This window comes from Streptomyces sp. NPDC012835 (assembly GCF_042900885.1).
Classification (GTDB): domain Bacteria; phylum Actinomycetota; class Actinomycetes; order Streptomycetales; family Streptomycetaceae; genus Streptomyces.
Map to the genome: position 1 here is coordinate 256,107 of NZ_JBIBBW010000001.1, position 17,371 is coordinate 273,477.

The following is a 17,371-nucleotide window of genomic DNA, read 5'->3' on the forward strand; positions in this document are numbered from 1 at the left end:
TGTCCTTCCGACCGGAACGCCGTACCAGGGCTCGTCGAGGCGGGTCCGCGCACAAGGAAGGGCGACACAGCCATGAGCACAGTCATGAGCACAGCCAGGAGAAGAGACGGGCGACTGTCCGCGGCGGTGCTCGGCGCCGGCCTCATCGGCATCGACCTCGCTGCCAAGATCACGCGTTCGCGCTCCCTCGACTGCCGTCTGGTCGTGGCACGCGACGAGGACACGCCGGGGCTGCGGCACGCGGCCAGGCTCGGGCTGCCGACCGCGGCGGGCGGCGTCCAGTCCCTGGTCGACGCTCCGGACCCGTTCGACGTGGTCTTCGACGCCACCAACGCCGTGTCGCACGCCGAGCACGCGGAGCGGTTGAGGCCCCTCGGGACGATGCTCGTCGACCTGACGCCGAGCAAGGTGGGGCGGATGGTGGTCCCGACCGTGAACGGGGCGGACGTCCTGGACCACGGCGACATCAACATGATCAGTTGTGGCGGCCAGGCGTCGATCCCGATCCTGCACGCGATCGCGCGGCGGCACCGGATCGACTACGTCGAGGTGGTGGCCACCGCGGCAAGTCCCAGTGTGGGCCCGTCCACCCGGCTGAATCTCGACGAGTACATCGAGACCACCGAGGAGGCGGTCCGTGGCTTCACGGGGGTCGAGAACGTCAAGGCGATCCTCAATGTGAGCCCCGCCAGGCCGCCGGCGACCTTCCGGGTCGCCATGTCCGTGCTGGGGGAAGGGCTGACCGCGTCATCGGTGCGCGCGGCCGTGGCGGCCGCGACGGAACCGGTCCGGGCGTTCGCCGGTGGCTTCGAGGTCACGGCGTGCGTCGTGGACGACGGGAAGGCGCTCGTCGCCGTCGAGGTCACCTCGTCCGGTGACCGCATTCCGGGGTACGCGGGCAACCTCGACATCATCAACTCCGCCGCGCTCCAGGTCGCCGAAGTGTACGCGGCGGCGCACGTCCCGACGGCCCGGGCGGTGATGTCGTGACCGGGACGGCGGACAGCGGGAGCGGTACGCGCAAGCCGGTCCTCGTGCATGATCCGACCCTGCGCGACGGACATCACGCGGTCCGCCACGCCCTCGGCCCCGACCAGCTCCGCCGGTACGCGGCAGCGGCGGACGCCGCTGGCGTACCGGTGGTCGAGGTGGGGCACGGCAACGGCCTGGGCGCCTCCTCCCTCCAGGCCGGCCGGGCGCGGCTCGGTGACGACGAGATGCTGTCCGTCGTACGGGAGGCGCTGCCGAACAGCAGGATGGCCGCTTTCATGATCCCCGGATGGGGCACCGTCCAGGACCTCAAGAGGGCCGTCTCCCACGGCGTCGACATGGTGCGGATCGGCACGCACTGCACCGAGGGGGACCTCGCCGAGCGGCATCTGGGGTTCCTCCGCGACGCCGGTGTCGAGGCGCACGGCGTTCTCCTGATGAGCCATATGGCCACTCCCCCGCAGTTGGCGGAGGAGTGCGCCCGGCTCGTGGAGTACGGGGCGAGCGGGGTGGGGATTCTCGACTCCTCCGGCCACTTCCTGCCGGCCGACGTGACGGAACGCGTCGGCGCCATCCGCCGGGCCGTCGACGTACCGGTGATGTTCCACGGGCACAACAACCTCGGTATGGCCGTCGCCAACTCCGTCGCCGCCGTCGAGGCGGGGGCGGACATCGTGGACGCCTGCGCCCGGGGCTTCGGAGCCGGGGCCGGCAACACCCAGCTCGAAGTCCTGGTACCGGTGCTGGAGCGGATGGGGTTCGCCACGGGCATCGATCTGTACGGTCTCCTGGACGCGGCGGACCTCGCCGGACGCGAGCTGATGCCCGCCCCGCCGACCATCGACTCCGTCGGCGTCGTCAGCGGCCTGTCCGGAGTGTTCTCCGGCTTCAAGAACCGGGTCCTGGACGTCTCCCGGCGCGAAGGGGTCGACCCGCGCGACGTCTTCTTCGAGCTGGGCGAGCGCCAGGCGGTGGCCGGCCAGGAAGACCTCATCGTGGATGTCGCGCTCACCCTGCGGGAGAAGGCCCGCGGCGGCCGGCCCGCCGGCCGACCGCGGCTCTCCGGTCAGCTGTGACGGCGAAAGAGGAACGAGCCATGTACGAGGTACTCAAAGGCATCCTGGTGGACGACCTCCAGATGAGGGAGGAGGACGTCGTGCCGACGGCCGGCCGCGCGGAGGTGGGTCTCGACTCCCTCACCGCCGTGGAACTGGCGGCGCTGCTGCACAGCCGGTTCGGCGTCGAGATCCACGACTACGAGCTGCTGGACGCCGCCACGGTCGGGGACATCGGGCGTCTGCTGGCGCAGCGGATGGAGCGCGCCGGAGCCCGGGCCGCCGAGGGGCGCTCCTGAGCCCGACCCACGACCACCGGACAACCCGCCGGACCACGACGCACCGGCCTTGCGAGCTTGGGAGCCCCTCTTGTCCTTGCCCCGACTCCGCGCGGTCCTCGGCCGTCTCGCCGCCTACCGGGCGACCGAGGGCGTGCACACGGCAGCGGCGCGCACCCGCCCGCTGTCGGCGAACGAGTCTCCCCACGACCCGCTGCCGGGCATCGTGGAAGCGATCGCGGACGCGGCCTCGACGGTGAACCGCTACCCCGACCCGGGGTGCGGTGAGCTGACGCGTGCGATCGCGCGGCGGCACGGCATCACGGACGACAGCGTCGTGGTCGGCGCGGGGTCCGTCGCGCTCCTCCAGACGCTGATGCAGTCCGTCGCCGACCCCGGCAGCGAAGTCGTCTACGCCTGGCGGTCGTTCGAGCTGTACCCCGTTCTCGCCGACCTCGCCGGCCTGCGCTCCGTGCGGGTGCCTCTGGCCGACGGCGAGCACGACCTCCCGGCCATGGCCGACCGGATCACGGGCGCCACGCGGCTGGTCCTGATCTGCAATCCCAACAATCCGACGGGCACGGTGGTCACCCGGGAGGCGCTGCGGAATTTCCTGGCGCGCGCCCCGGCGACCTGCCTGGTCGCCCTCGACGAGGCGTACTACGAGTACGCGCGCGAGCCGGCCGCCTCAAGCGGCCTGGACCTCTGCGCGGCGCACCCGAACCTCGTGGTGCTGCGCACGTTCTCGAAGGCTTATGGGCTCGCCGGCCTGCGGGTCGGCTATCTCGTGGGTCATCCGCGCGTGGTCGAGCAACTACGCAAAGCCTGCCTCGCCTATGCGGTGAGCGGGGTCGCGCAGCGTGCGGCCGTGGCGGCCCTCGGGCTCAGGGACCAGCTGCTGCGCCGCGTCGACGCCGTGGTCGCGGAACGCGGCCGGGTCCGGGACGCCTTGGCGGCCCACGGCTGGGACGTTCCGGCCGGTCACGCCAACTTCCTCTGGCTCCGGCTGGGCGATGCCTCGGCCGCGTTCGGCAGGTGGTGCACGGGCAGGGGCATCGCCGTGCGGACGTTTCCGGGCGAGGGCGTGCGGGTGTCGATCGGTCGCGCCGAGGACAACGACGCCTTCCTCGCCGCGTCGGCCGAATGGCTCACGGGGGCGCAGGCCGGGGCCGGAGCGGTCGAGTCACGAGCGGCCGAACGGTGAACGACCCCCGGCCGCCCAGGCCGCCCCGGCCGCCTCGGGTGAGCCAACCCCGCGAACGGCCCGCTCGGCCCGATCAGCCCGATCAGAGAGGTGGGGAACAGTGAACCGGAGCACAACGGCACAGCCCGTCCGGGTGGTTGACGACAGTTCGCTGTCCCGCCAGGTGGTGGTCGCCCCGGGCATGTGCAGCGGCGGATCCCTCGTCTTCGGCCGGATCGGGGACTGGACCTGGGAAGCGGTGGCGGCCGCCTGCCACACCAACGTGCACGCGGCCCGCACCTCCGAAGGGCAGCCCGCCTACCTGTCCTTCTACTACTTCCACGTACGCGGCGGCGATGTCGTCCATCCCCACGGCCTGGCTTTCGGCGACGAACTCCAGGTGAGTTCACGGGTGTTCCAGTTCGGCAGCCAGGGTGTGATCACGCTCCACCGGCTCGCGCCGGCGGGGCTGGGGCTGGCCGAGGCGCCGTTGACCCCCGAGGAGCTGTACGAGCACCCCCACCCTGACTGTCTCTACGCCGAGAACTTCAACCGCTGGATCGTCCGTGAACGACCGGGCAGCAACCAGCGGTTGTCCCAAGTGGCGCCCCCGGACTTCGCCTACGGCGGGCTCCCCCGGCTGCCCAACGCCCACTCCCCGCGCACCCTGGTCGGACGCGCCCGCGAAGCGGGCAGCTTCTACTCGGCGCGGCCGCCCGGGCTGGTCGCGGCCGGGCCGGATCACACGTCCGAGTACGCGCTGGATGTCGCCCGCGACCTCAACGGCGCCGGGCTGGTGTACTTCGCCTCGTACTTCTCGATCTTCGACACGGCCCTGCTGCGCGTGTGGCGCTCGCTCGGCCGCGGCGACGCGCAGTTCCTGCGGCGCAAGGTGGTCGACCAGAAGGTCGGATACTTCGGCAACGCGGACCCGGGCGCGGTGTTCACCATCACGGTGCGCAGGTGGCACAGCACGGAGCGACCGCGGATCGAGATCGCCGACATGGCCCTGCGTGACTCCGGTACGGGTCGTCTGCTCGCGGTCGCGGGCATCGAGATCGACGTCGACGCGTCCCGGACGGACGCGTCGACGTCGTGAGAAGGGCCCCATCGAGACGGCGGGAACGACCACAGGTGCGTACCCGGAGCGTCACCGCGCACCCGCCGGTGGTCAGGCGGCCCGTGGGGGCCCGTCAGGTGGCGGGCTGTTCGGGGCGGGCCCAGTGCATCCCGTCGGGTGACTCGACCAGACCGCCCTCGTACAGGGGGTCGTCCCCCACGCTCTCGCCGAAGACCGCCTGGACCTGGACCCGGGACCCCTGCCAGTGGATCTTCCGCGACTGTTCCAGCAGGTCCGCCCGGCGTTCCGGGTTGACGGAGGGCGCCGTACCGATCAGCGCCTTCTCGTCGGACGCGCCGCCGCCCACCAGTTCCGCGAACGACTCCTCGGCCGAGGCGGAACTCCCGATGACGCTCTTCGCCTCACGGAAGTAGGCGTGCTCGTCCTTCTGGAGGTCGTAGAAAGCGGCCAGGAAGTCGTGGAACACGTCGTACTCCCTGCGGTAGCGGGTCTCGTACTCGCGGAAGCAGTCGGCCTCGTCGACGGCGCCGCGCAGTGTGGTGTTGATCGACCGGGCCGCCAGCAGGGCGCTGTACGTGGACAGATGGACACCGGAGGAGAACAGCGGGTCGATGAAGCAGGCGGCGTCGCCGACCAGCACCATGCCGGGCCGCCAGAACCTCTCCTGGATGTAGGAGTAATCCTTGCGGACGCGGACCTCTCCGTACGGCCCCTCCGTGACCCGCTCCGCGTCCGACAGGTAGTCGGCGATGAGCGGGCATTCGTCGATCAGGGATGCCAGCACCTTTTCCCGGGGCCCGTCCCTGAGGCGTTCCAGCGCCTCACGCCTCAGTACCGCGCCGACGCTGGTGAGCTGATCGGAGAGGGGGATGTACCAGAACCAGCCGAGATCGAACGACGCGCACACGATGTTGCCCGTGCCGGGGGCGGGCATGCGCTTTCCGCCGGTGAAATACCCGAATACGGCGACGTTCCGGAACAGCTCCGAGTACTGGCGCGCGCCGCCGATGTCCTTGTGAATGCGGCTCTTGTTCCCCGAGGCGTCCGCCACGAATCGGGCACGGACCTCCCGCCGGACACCTTCGGCGTCGTCGTACCGCACACCGCGGACCCGGTCCTCCTCCTCGAGAACCGCGACGACCTCGCAGCGTTCACGGACGTCCACACCCTTGCTGCGGGCGTTGTCGAGGAGCATCTTGTCGAACTTCATGCGCTCGACCTGGTAGGCGTAGGAGGTGGGGCCCGAGAATTTCGCGGAAACGGAGAAATCGAAGGTCCAGGGCTCAGCGTTGAGCCCCCACCGGAAGGTACCGCCGTGCTTCTTCATGAAGCCGGAATTCTCCAGCTCCTCCGTGACTCCGAGGAGGCGGCAGATACCGTGCACGGTGGAGGGGAGCAGTGACTCGCCGATCTGGTGCCGCGGGAAAACCTCCTTTTCCAGGAGCAGCACCCGGTATCCCTGGAGTGCCACCAGCGTCGACAGTGTGGATCCGCCGGGACCACCCCCGACAACCACTACGTCGTAATCTGAATCAACAGCAGAATTCACGCCTCTCGCTGCCTCTCATGTCGTTTCCCGGTGTGGGCGGGGGTACTCCGAACGTCTGCCATCGTCATGCGCGGCGGTCGGTCCGGCATCGGGGAGAGCCACGGTTACGCGCCGAGCGGGAGTTGTCGGCGCGTGCGTGCCGAGGGGGGACCGGGGCGCCCGCGCGGGCCGGCCGAGGTCGCGCGGTGTGTGCCGGCCGGCTCGGTCGCGGCCGAGGCCCTCATGTCCGCTCCCGCTGCCGCAGCCGGGGCCTGGGACGCGTGGGGGGAGCCGTGTACGTGGTGAGCAGATGGTCGGTCAGGGCGGTCGGGGTGACGTGGGCGAACACCGTCGCTGCGGTGAGCTGGATGCCCGTGGCGGCGCCGAGCCGGTTGCTCAGGCGCATGCCGGTCAGGGAGTCGAATCCCATCTCCGTGAAGCGGCGGCCGGGTGCGATCGCGTCCACGCCGGTGTGCCCCAGCACGGCGGCGGCGTGGGCGCGTACGAGTTCCAGGAGTTCCCGGCTCCGTTCGGTCTCGGGCAGGGACCGCAGGCGCCCGGCGAGGGCGGCCGGATCCTCGGCCCGCGTCGCATCGGTGCCGTCGGCCGCGTCCGTCACGAGCCGCCGTGCTTCCGGGATCCCGCTGAGCAGCCGTTCCACGGAGCGGGCCTCGGACGCGGCGGTGAAGCGATGCCAGTCGGCGTCGACGACGACGGAGGTCCCGTCCTCCGCCAGTGCCCGTTCCAGCGCCAGGAGGGCCGATCGCGGGTCCATCGGGGTCAGACCGCTGCGCCGGACGTTGTCGCCGGCTTCGTCGCTGCTGACGGCCATGCCCGCGTCGGCCCACGGCCCCCACGCCACCGAGGTGGCCGCCAGTCCCCGGGCCCGCCGCTGCTCGGCCAGGGCGTCCACCAGCGCGTTCGCGACGGCGTAGTTGGCCTGCCCGGCGGAACCGGCGACGCCCGCGAACGAGGAGAACAGCACGAACGCCGAGAGCCCCAGGTCCCGGGTGGCCTCGTGCAGATGCCGCGCCGCCCCGCTCTTGGACCGCAGGACCTCCTCGAACCGTTCCACGGTGAGCCCTTCCAGCACACCGTCGTCCAGCACGCCGGCCGTGTGGACGACTCCCGTCAACGGTCCCTTCGCCGTCACGCGCGCCACCAGCCGATCGACGGCCTTCCGGTCGCCCACGTCGCAGGCCACCACCTCCGCCCGCGTACCCAGCGCCTCCAGTTCCCCGCGCAGGTCGTCCGCGCCGTCGGCCGCGGGGCCGCGGCGGGACACGAGGACGAGGCGCTCGGCGCCGGCGCGTGCCAGCCATCGCGCCACGTGCCTGCCCAGCGCTCCCGTGCCGCCCGTGACCAGCACCGTTCCCGAGGGGCGCCATCCCGTTCCACGATGTCCGCCCGCGGCGGCCCGTACCACGCGGCGGCGGAACACACCGGCGCCTCGGACCGCCACCTCGCTCTCCCCCGAGCCGCCGGCGAGCACCCAGGCCAGACGGTCCATGACCCAGCCGTCCAGTGTGTCCGGCAGGTCCACCGTCCCGCCCCGGCTCTCCGGCGCCTCAAGGCCGGCCACGCGCCGCAGGCTCCATACCCCGGCCTGCTCCGTGCCGCCCACCCGTTCCGTGCCGTTCACGGACATGGCCCCGCGGGTGACGCACCAGAGCGGGGCGCGCACCCCCGACCCGGCCGCTGCTCGCACCAGGGCCAGCGTCAACGCCACTCCCAGCGGCACGGACCCGCACACCGCGTGCCGTCCCTCCGCCAGCGCCAGCAGCGACAGTACGCCGGTGATCTCCGTGTCACCGGCCCGTGCCGGCGCCGCGCGCAACGCTCCGGCCACGTCGCCGTCCGTGGCGTCCGGCGCCAGCTCCACGACCACGGGGGACGCCCCGCGTCCCGCCACCGACTTCACGACCTGCGACACCCACGGGTCCGCGGTGTGCCCCTCGGGGACGACCACCAGCCACGCTCCCGTCAGCGTGCCCGTCCCACCGGCCACCGGCGACCACGCCACCCGGTAGCGCCACGCGTCCACCACTTCCCGCTCCCGCCGGCGCCGCCGCCACGCCGCCAGCGCCGGGAGCGCCGCCGCGAGCGACTCGCCCGCACCGTCGCCGTCCTCGACCGACAGCTCGCTCGCGAGCGCGCCCGCGTCACCGCGCTCCACCGCCGCCCAGAAACCGGCGTCCGCCGGGCCTCCGGGCGCCGTGTCGCCGGCGGTCGTCGGGGCGGTCCCGGCGGTCGAGCGCAGCCAGAAGTGCTCCCGCTGGAAGGCGTACGTCGGCAGGTCCACGCGCTGCGGCAGGGAGCCGCCGGCGGCGATGACGGCCGGCCAGTCCACCGCCATGCCCCGCACGTACGCCTGGGCGAGCCCGTCGACGACGGAGGCGGCCTCGTCCCCGCCCCCGCGCAGGACCGGTGCGAACACCGCGTCGGGCAGGCACTCGTGCCCCATCCCGGAGAGCACACCGCCGGGGCCGAGTTCGACGAACGTCGTCACTCCCCGCCCGGCCAGCGCCGCCACCCCGTCGGCGAAGCGCACCGTCTCCCGTACGTGCCGCACCCAGTGATCGGGCGCGCACAGCTCCTCGGCCGAGGCCACCTCGCCGGTCAGGTTCGACAGCACCGGAAGGCGCGGCGCGCGGAAGGTCAGCCCCGCCACCACCTCGCGGAACGGGGCGAGCATCGGCTCCGTCAAGGGCGAGTGGAAGGCGTGCGAGACGGTCAGCCGCTTCGTCTCCACGCCCCGTTCCCGCAGCACCCCCACGATCTCGGCGACCGCCGCCTCCCGTCCCGAGAGCACGACGGACGCGGGACCGTTGACCGCCGCGACGCTCACCTCGTCCGCGCGTCCCGCCAGCAACGGCGCCACCTCCGCCGCCGCGGCCCGCACCGACACCATCGCCCCGCCCTCGGGCAGCTGCCCCATCAGCCGGCCCCGGGCCGCCACCAGGGCGCAGGCGTCCTCCAGCGACAGCACCCTCGCGACGTGTGCGGCCACCACCTCCCCCAGCGAATGGCCGCCCACGAAGTCCGGCCGCACACCCCAGGACTCCACCAGCCGGAACAGGGCCACCTCGACCGCGAACATCCCGCACTGGGTGAAGTCGGCCCGGCCCAAGGCGGCCTCGTCCTCGAACACCACGTCCCGCAGCGGCCGTTCCAGCAGGGCGTCGAACCGCGCGCACGCCGCGTCGAACGCCTCGGCGAACACCGGGAACCTCTCGTACAGCCCCCGCCCCATGCCGATGTGCTGGCTGCCCTGTCCCGAGAACAGCACCGCCGACTTCCCGGGGAGGACGGCGCCGCGCACCACACCGGCCGCCGGCTTCCCCGACGCCAGCGCCGCGAGGCCCGCCATCAGCCCGTCACGCCCCGCGGCGAGCACCACGCCCCGGTGCTCGAACACCGACCGGGACGTCACGAGCGACGACCCCACCCGGGCCGGCGACAAGCCGTCGTCGGCCCGTACCAGTTCGGCCAGACGCTCCGCCTGCGCACGCAGCGCCGCCTCCGAACGCCCGGAGATCACGCACGGCACCACACCCCTGTCGTCCGCGGGTGTATCCCCACGCTCCTCGCGCGGAGCCTGCTCCACGATCACGTGCGCGTTCGTGCCGCTGATCCCGAACGACGACACACCCGCACGCCTCGCCCCTTGCGCCCGGGGCCACTCCACCGCGTCCCGCAGCAGCTCGACCCCACCGGCCGACCAGTCCACATGCGGTGTCGGCTCGTCGATGTGCAACGAGGGCGGCAGCACGCCGTGCCGCAGCGCGAGCACCATCTTGATCACACCCGCCACTCCGGCGGCCGCCTGCGTATGGCCGATGTTCGACTTGAGCGACCCCAGCCACAAGGGCCGTTCCCCGCCCGGCCGTTCGCGCCCGTACGTGGCCAGCAGCGCCTGCGCCTCGATCGGGTCGCCCAGCCTGGTCCCCGTCCCGTGCGCCTCCACCGCGTCGATGTCCGCCGCCGACACTCCCGCGTCCGCCAGGGCCGCCCGGATCACCCGCTGCTGTGACGGTCCGTTCGGCGCCGTCAGCCCGTTCGACGCGCCGTCCTGGTTCACCGCGGAGCCCCGCACCACCGCCAGCACCCGGTGCCCCAGCCGCCGGGCGTCGGACAGCCGCTCCACCGCCAGCACACCGACGCCCTCGGCGAGCGACGTCCCGTCCGCCGCCGCCGCGAATGTCTTGCACCGCCCGTCGGGTGCGAGACCGCGCTGCCTGCTGAACCCCATGAGCGGGCCGGGATCCGGCATGACGGCGACACCGCCGGCCAGCGCGAGGTCGCACTCGCCCTGGCGCAGCGACCGCACCGCCAGGTGCAGGGCCACCAGTGACGACGAGCACGCCGTGTCCACCGTCACGGCCGGCCCCTCGAAACCGAAGGCGTACGCCACGCGCCCGGACAGGACGCTGGCGGCGGTCCCCGTCATGAGGTGGCCTTCGAAACCCTCCACCGCCTCGTGCAGCCGCGGGCCGTACTCCTGGTAGTGGGAGCCGACGAAGACACCCGTCCTGCTGCCGCGCAGCGACGACGCGACCAGCCCGGCGCTTTCGAGCGCCTCCCACGAGGTCTCCAGCACCAGGCGCTGCTGCGGGTCCATCGCCAGCGCCTCACGCGGTGAGATCCCGAAGAACTCCGCGTCGAAGTCGCCCGCGGCGTAGAGGTAACCGCCCTCGCGCGCGTACGTCCTGCCGGGCGCGTCGGGGTCCGGGTCGTAGATGCCCCGGAGATCCCAGCCACGGTCGGTGGGCAGTGGGCCGATGGCGTCCCCGCCGGAGACGACGAGCCGCCACAGCTCCTCCGGGGACGTCACGCCCCCCGGGTAGCGGCAGCTCATCCCGACGATGGCGATGCGGTCGTCGTCGGCCGCGCCCTCGCCCGGGTCGGCCGGGGAGGTCGCCGCCGCGGCGTCGGCCCGCCCCACCAGCTGGGCCAGGACGTACTCGCTCAGCGCCTTGTTGTTCGGATAGTCGAAGGCGAGTGTGGCGGGCAGGCGCAGCCCGGTCGTCGCGCTGAGCTGATTCCGCAACTCGACCGCTGTCAGCGAGTCGAGGCCGAGATCCTTGAACGCCCGGTCGGACTCGACCGCGTCAGGCGTGGCGTGTCCCAAGACGGCCACCACCTGCGCGTGGACGAGCTCCCGCACGGTGTGGGCGCGGTCGGTGTCGCTCATGCCGAGCAGCCTCTGCCGCAGTTCGGTGGCCTTGCCGACCGGGTGGTGCGGTTCGGCGTGGAGGGAGGTGCGCCGTGCCGGGACCGGCCGTCGTACGAGTCCCTTGAGCAGGGCGGGGATCGCGGTGCCGGCGGCGGCCGGGGCACCGGTGTCCAGCCGGGCGGGTACCACCAGGCTCTCCGCCAGGGCGTGCGCCGCGTCGAGGAGCCGCAGCCCCTCGTCGGACGAGAACGGCACCACACCGACCCGCGCCATCCGCGACAGGTCCGCCTCGCCGAGGTGCTCCGTCATACCGGAACGCTCGGCCCACATGCCCCATGCCAGCGACACACCGGCCAGACCCACCGCTTGACGATGCGCGGCGAGCCCGTCCAGAAACGTGTTCGCCGCCGCGTAGTTCGCCTGCCCCGCCGATCCCCACACACCGGCGGCCGACGAGAACAGCGCGAACAGCGCGACATCGTGATGACGGGTCAGCTCGTGCAGGTTCCACGCCCCCGCCACCTTCGCCCGCAGCACGGCGGCGACCCGCTCCGGCGTCAGCGACGCGACCGTCCCGTCGTCCAGCACCCCCGCGGCATGGACCACGCCCGTCACACCGCGCCCGCCGGGCAGCCCCGCCAGCACCTCCGCCAGGGCGTCGCGATCGGCCACGTCGCACGCGGCGACGGTCACCGACGCCCCCATGCCGGTCAGCTCCCTCTCCAGCTCCGGCATGCCCTCGGCCGCCGGGCCACGGCGACCGACCAGCAGCAGGTGACGCACCCCGTGCTCGGCCACCAGGTGCCGGGCCACCAGACCGCCCAGCACGCCCCCCGCGCCCGTCACCAGGACGACTCCCGCCGGGTCCAGGGCGGCCGGAACGCTCAGCACCAGTTTCCCCGTGTGCCGCGCCTGCCGCATGTACCGGAACGCCTCGCCCGCCCGGCGCACATCCCACACCCGCGTCGGCAACGGCGTGAGCGCGCCCTGCTCGAAGAGGCCGACGATCTCCGTGAGCATCGCCCCGATCTGCTCCGGCCCCGCTTCCGCCAGGTCGAACGCCCGGTACGCCACGCCGGGGTGCGCCGCCGCCACCTCGTCGGCGGACCGCACGTCCGCCTTCCCCATCTCGATGAAGCGCCCGCCCTCGCCGAGCAGCCGCAGCGAGGCGTCGACGTACTCACCCGCCAGGGAGTCCAGCACGACATCGACACCTCGGTCACCCGACGCCGAGCGGAACCGCTGCTCGAACTCCACCGACCTGGACGACGCCAGACGCGCGCCGTCGACTCCCAGCCCGCGCAGCACGTCCCACTTGCCGGGGGCGGCGGTGGCGAAGACCTGGAGGCCGAACACCCGCGCCAGTTGCACCGCCGCCATCCCCACCCCACCGGCCGCGGAGTGCACCAGCAGCGACTCACCGGGCCGCACGGCCGCCAGCTCCCGCAACGCGTACAGGGCCGTCACGAACGCGACCGGAACCGACGCGGCCTCGGTGAACGACCAGCCGTCCGGGATCCGGGTCAGGGTGCGGTGGTCGGCCACCGCCAGCGGCCCGAAACCGCCGGTCCACAGGCCCATCACGCGGTCGCCGACGGCGCAGGACCGGACCCCCGGGCCGGTGGCCACCACCACACCGGCGCCTTCGCTTCCCATCAGCGCCTCGTGGTCGGGGTACATGCCCAGCGAGATCAGCACATCGCGGAAGTTCAGTCCCGCCGCGCGGACGGCGACGCGCACCTCGAACTCGCCCGGTTCGCGGGCCGCGTCCTCAGCCGGCGCCGGGGCCAGCCCCTCCAGCGTCCGCTCCTTCGAGGGCTCCAGCCGCCAGGGCCGCCCTCCGTCCGGGGGCACCAGCACTCCGCTCGCCGGGCCCCGGGTCAGGCGCGGCACCTGTACCGCGCCGCCGCGCACGGCGATCTGGGGCTCCCCGGTCGACACCGCCTCCCGCAGGGCGTCCGGCGAGACGCCGGCGTCGTCCACGTCCAGCAGGACCAGTCGCTCCGGGTGCTCGGTCTGCGCCGAGCGCACCAGTCCCCACACCGGGGCAGCGGCCGGATCACGGATGTCCTCACCGGCCTCGACCGCCACCGCCCCCCGCGTCACCACCACCAGCCGTGACCCGGCGAACCTTTCCTGTGCCAACCACCGCTGCACCAAGGACAGAACGCGGTCGACCGCAGCGGTGGCCCCCGGCACCACACCCCGATCGCTCACGCCGTCCACACACACCACCACGACGGCGGGCACCTGTTCGCCGATCTCGTCGAGATCCGCACACCTCCGCGTCCCCGGCCCCTCGATCGCTCCGAGGCCGTCCTCTCCGATCACCACGCATCCCCGCGCCCCGGCGTCCGGGCCCGTGGCCGGCGGCGCGGCCACCCACTCCACGCGGTACAGCCACTCCCCCACTCCGGCGCAGGCGGCGAACTCCTCCTCCCCCACCGGACGCGTCACCAGGGCGTCCGCCGAGGCCACCGGCGCCCCCGCCGCGTCGGCCAGCGCCACCGACACCCCGCCGTCGCCGGTCGGCGCCAGCCGGACCCGCGCCGCCGAAGCCCCGGCCGCGTGCAACGAGACACCGCTCCACGCGAACGGCAACCGGACGCCGCCGTCCCTCGCACCGGGGTCCGTTCCGTCCTGGACCGCCCAGAGGTGGAGCGCCGCGTCCAGCAACGCGGGATGCGCCCCGAACCGGCCCGCCCCGGTCAGCGTCTCCTCCGCCAGCGCCACTTCGGCGAACAGCTCGTCACCTCGGCGCCAGGCGGCGCGCAGTCCGCGGAACGCCGGGCCGTAGGCGAGCCCGGTGGCCGCCAGCCCTTCGTAGAGGCCGGCGGTCTCGACCGCCCGGGCGCCGGCCGGCGGCCAGACGCTCAGCTCCGGGAAGATCACCGCCGGGCTCCCGGCGGTGAGCGTGCCTCCCGCGCAACGCGTCCACGAGCCGTCCGGCACGTCCTCGCGGCGCGCGTACACACCGAACTCCCGGCGCCCCGTCTCCCCCGGCCCGCTCACGACCAGGTGCACCTGGACCGCGCCGTCCTCGGGCAGCACCAACGGCGTCTCCAGCGTGAGCTCCTCCAGCCGGTCGCATCCGGCGGCGTCTCCCGCCCGCAACGCCATCTCGACGAACGCCGTACCGGGCAGGACGACACGGCCCAGCACCGCGTGGTCGGCGAGCCAGGCGTGGGTACGGAGCGACAGCCGGCCCGTCAGCAGGAAACCCCCGGAGTCGGGCAACGGGGCGACGGCGCCCAGCAGGGGATGCCCGGCCGGGGCCAGCCCTGCCGACGCCACGTCACCGTCCTCGGCCGCCGCGGTGCCCAGCCAGTAACGGCGGCGCTGGAAGGCGTACGTCGGCAGGTCCACGCGCCGCGCACCGGCAGCGGCGAACACCTCCCGCCAGTCGACGTCGGCGCCTGCGGCGTACGCCTCGGCCAGAGAAGTCAGGAACCGCGCCGGCCCGCCCTCGTGACGGCGCAGCGTCCCGAGCACCGTCGCCCGCGTTCCGTGGTCGTCGGCCGTCTGCTCGATCCCCATGGTCAGTACCGGATGGGCACTGACCTCCACGAACACCTGGAAGCCCTCGTCCAGCAGGACCCGTACCGTCTCGTCGAAACGGACCGTCTGCCGCAGGTTCCGGTACCAGTAGGCGGCGTCCAGCTCCGCCGTGTCCAGCACCCCGCCGGTCACCGTCGAACAGAACGGCACCGCCGACGACCGGGGAGCGATCCCCGCGAGATCGCGCAGCAGCTCGTCCTCGATCTCCTCCACATGTACGGAGTGCGAGGCGTAGTCCACCGGGACCCGGCGCGCCCGTACTCCCTCGCGCTCGCACCGCGTCAGCAACTCCTCGACCGCGTCGGTGTCGCCCGACACCACGACCGCCGAGGGGCCGTTCACCGCCGCCACGGACAGCCGCCCGCGCCACGCGGACAGCCGCTCCCGCACCTCGGCGACGGGCAGGCCGACGGACGCCATGCCGCCCCGGCCCGACAGCGCCCGCAAAGCCCGGCTGCGCAGCGCCACCACCCGTGCCGCGTCCGCCATCGACAGCCCGCCCGCGACGCACGCGGCCGCTATCTCCCCCTGGGAGTGACCGATCACCGCCGCCGGCACCACGCCGTTCGCACGCCACAGCCCGGCCAGTGACACCATCACCGCCCACAGCACCGGCTGTACCACGTCCACCCGGTTCAGCCAGTCGTCCCCGTCGGTGCACCGCAGGACGTCCGTCAGCGACCAGTCCACGTACGGTGCCAACGCGGCGGCGCACTCGTCCAGCCGCGCAGCGAACACGGGTGAGGAGTCGAGGAGTTCCGCCGCCATCCGGGCCCACTGCGTTCCCTGCCCGGGAAAGACGAGCGCCACCGCGGTGCCGCGTGCGACCCCGGTGACGAGCCCCGGAGTGTCGTGGCCCGCGACGTACTTCTCCAGCTCGCCCACCGCGCCCGCGTGGTCCGGCGCGAGGACCACCGCGCGGTGTTCGAAGGCGGTTCGGGTGGTCCCGAGGGACAGGCCGGTGTGCGCCGCGGCGACCTCCGGACGCCCGCGCGCGTGGTCCAGCAGCCGGGCGGCCTGGCCGCGCAGGGCCGCCGCGGACCTGGCCGAGAGCACCCACGGGACGAGCGGGAGCGACGCCGGGGCGGCGGTCGGTACGGCGTCGTCATCCGGTCCGCCGTCCGCTCCGCTCTCCGGCCGAGTGGGTGCCTGTTCGATGATGGCGTGCGCGTTGGTGCCGCTGATGCCGAACGAGGAGACGCCCGCCCGGCGCGGCCGGTCACCCACCTGCCACGGGGTGGCCTCGGTGAGGAGCCGGACCGTGCCGGCCGTCCAGTCGACGTGTGTCGACGGCTCGTCGGCGTGCAGGGTGGCGGGCAGCACACCGTGCCGCATGGCCAGCACCGTCTTGATCACACCGGCCACTCCGGCGGCCGCCTGGGTGTGCCCGATATTGGACTTCACCGAGCCCAACCACAGCGGACGGTCCCGGTCACGACCGTAGGTGGCCAGCAGCGCCTGCGCCTCGATCGGATCGCCCAACGTCGTCCCCGTACCGTGTGCCTCCACGGCGTCGACCTCGCCGGCGGTCAGCCCCGCGTTCGCCAGCGCCGCCCGGATCATCCGCTGCTGCGCGGGACCGTTCGGCGCGGACAGTCCGCTGCTGGCCCCGTCCTGGTTGATCGCCGTGCCGCGGACGACGGCCAGCACCGGATGGCCGTCGCGTCGCGCGTCGGACAGCCGCTCCAGGAACAGCATGCCGGCGCCTTCGGCGAGCCCGAAGCCGTCCGCCGCGGCCGAGAAGGGTTTGCACCGGCCGTCCGGGGCGAGCCCGCGCTGCCGGCTGAAGCCGATGAAGGTACCGGGCGTGGCCATGACCGTCACCCCGCCGACCAGCGCGCTGGAGCAGTCGCCCTGGCGCAGGGCCTGTACGGCCAGATGCAGGGCCACCAGCGAGGACGAGCACGCCGTGTCCACCGTCACCGCCGGCCCCTCCAGGCCCAGCGCATAGGCGACGCGTCCGGACGCGACGCTGAGGCCGGTGCCGGTCATCAGGTGGCCCTCGACACCGCCGGCCGCCTGGTGCAGGTGGGGGCCGTAGTCCGGGGCGACGGCCCCCACGAAGACGCCGGCCCGGCTCCCCCTGAGCGACGCGGGATCGATGCCCGACCGTTCGACGGCCTCCCACGACGTTTCCAGCAGCAGCCGCTGCTGCGGGTCCATCGCCAGTGCCTCGCGCGGCGAGATCCCGAAGAAGTCGGCGTCGAAGTCCCCCGCGTCGCCGAGGAAGCCGCCCCGGCGGGTGGAGGAGGTGCCCGGCCGGTCGGGATCCGGGTCGTACAGGGCGTCGACGTCCCAGCCACGGTCCTCGGGAAAAGCCGTGATCGCGTCCCGCGCCCCGGCCAGCAGCTCCCAGAAATCCTCGGGAGTCCGCACGCCCCCGGGGTAGCGGCAGCTCATCCCGACGATCGCGATCGGCTCCCGCGCCGCCGCCTCCACTTCCTGAAGGCGTTGGCGCGTCCGGTGCAGATCGGCGGTCACGCGTCGCAGGTAGCCGACGAGCTTTTCTTGTTCCGACATCG

Annotated in this window: 7 protein-coding genes; 5 read left to right on the forward strand and 2 right to left on the reverse strand. The window is 73.4% G+C overall.

Annotation, left to right across the window (positions count from 1 at the left end):
• Positions 1 to 72 precede the first annotated feature (72 nt).
• The 5 genes from ACFY6S_RS01055 to ACFY6S_RS01075 all read left to right on the forward strand — a co-directional run bounded on the left by ACFY6S_RS01055 (position 73) and on the right by ACFY6S_RS01075 (position 4,605).
• Positions 73 to 990, forward strand: coding sequence for an acetaldehyde dehydrogenase (acetylating) (locus tag ACFY6S_RS01055; protein WP_388830122.1), 918 nt, complete (start codon positions 73 to 75; stop codon positions 988 to 990).
• Positions 987 to 2,066, forward strand: coding sequence for a 4-hydroxy-2-oxovalerate aldolase (gene dmpG, locus ACFY6S_RS01060; RefSeq protein WP_388830125.1), 1,080 nt, complete (start codon positions 987 to 989; stop codon positions 2,064 to 2,066). Before ACFY6S_RS01055 ends, dmpG begins: the two co-directional genes overlap by 4 nt.
• Before the next feature lie 20 nt (positions 2,067 to 2,086).
• The gene (locus ACFY6S_RS01065; protein WP_388830128.1) at positions 2,087 to 2,344 is read left to right on the forward strand and encodes an acyl carrier protein; all 258 of its coding nucleotides are present in this window, start codon (positions 2,087 to 2,089) and stop codon (positions 2,342 to 2,344) included.
• 70 nt (positions 2,345 to 2,414) lie between these two features.
• Positions 2,415 to 3,527: a histidinol-phosphate transaminase gene (hisC, locus tag ACFY6S_RS01070; protein ID WP_388830131.1), complete on the forward strand. Its 1,113-nt coding sequence runs from the start codon at positions 2,415 to 2,417 to the stop codon at positions 3,525 to 3,527.
• A 100-nt stretch (positions 3,528 to 3,627) separates the two neighbouring features.
• The gene (locus ACFY6S_RS01075) at positions 3,628 to 4,605 is read left to right on the forward strand and encodes an LnmK family bifunctional acyltransferase/decarboxylase (RefSeq protein ID WP_388830134.1); all 978 of its coding nucleotides are present in this window, start codon (positions 3,628 to 3,630) and stop codon (positions 4,603 to 4,605) included.
• Positions 4,606 to 4,699: 94 nt separating this feature from the next.
• On the opposite strand, the gene ACFY6S_RS01080 is transcribed toward ACFY6S_RS01075, so the two are convergent.
• Positions 4,700 to 6,136 (reverse strand): tryptophan 7-halogenase, encoded by a 1,437-nt coding sequence (locus ACFY6S_RS01080; protein WP_388830137.1) that lies wholly within the window; start codon positions 6,134 to 6,136, stop codon positions 4,700 to 4,702.
• Between the two features lie 220 nt (positions 6,137 to 6,356).
• Positions 6,357 to 17,369, reverse strand: coding sequence for a type I polyketide synthase (locus ACFY6S_RS01085; protein WP_388830140.1), 11,013 nt, complete (start codon positions 17,367 to 17,369; stop codon positions 6,357 to 6,359).
• Between the last annotated feature and the right edge of the window lie 2 nt (positions 17,370 to 17,371).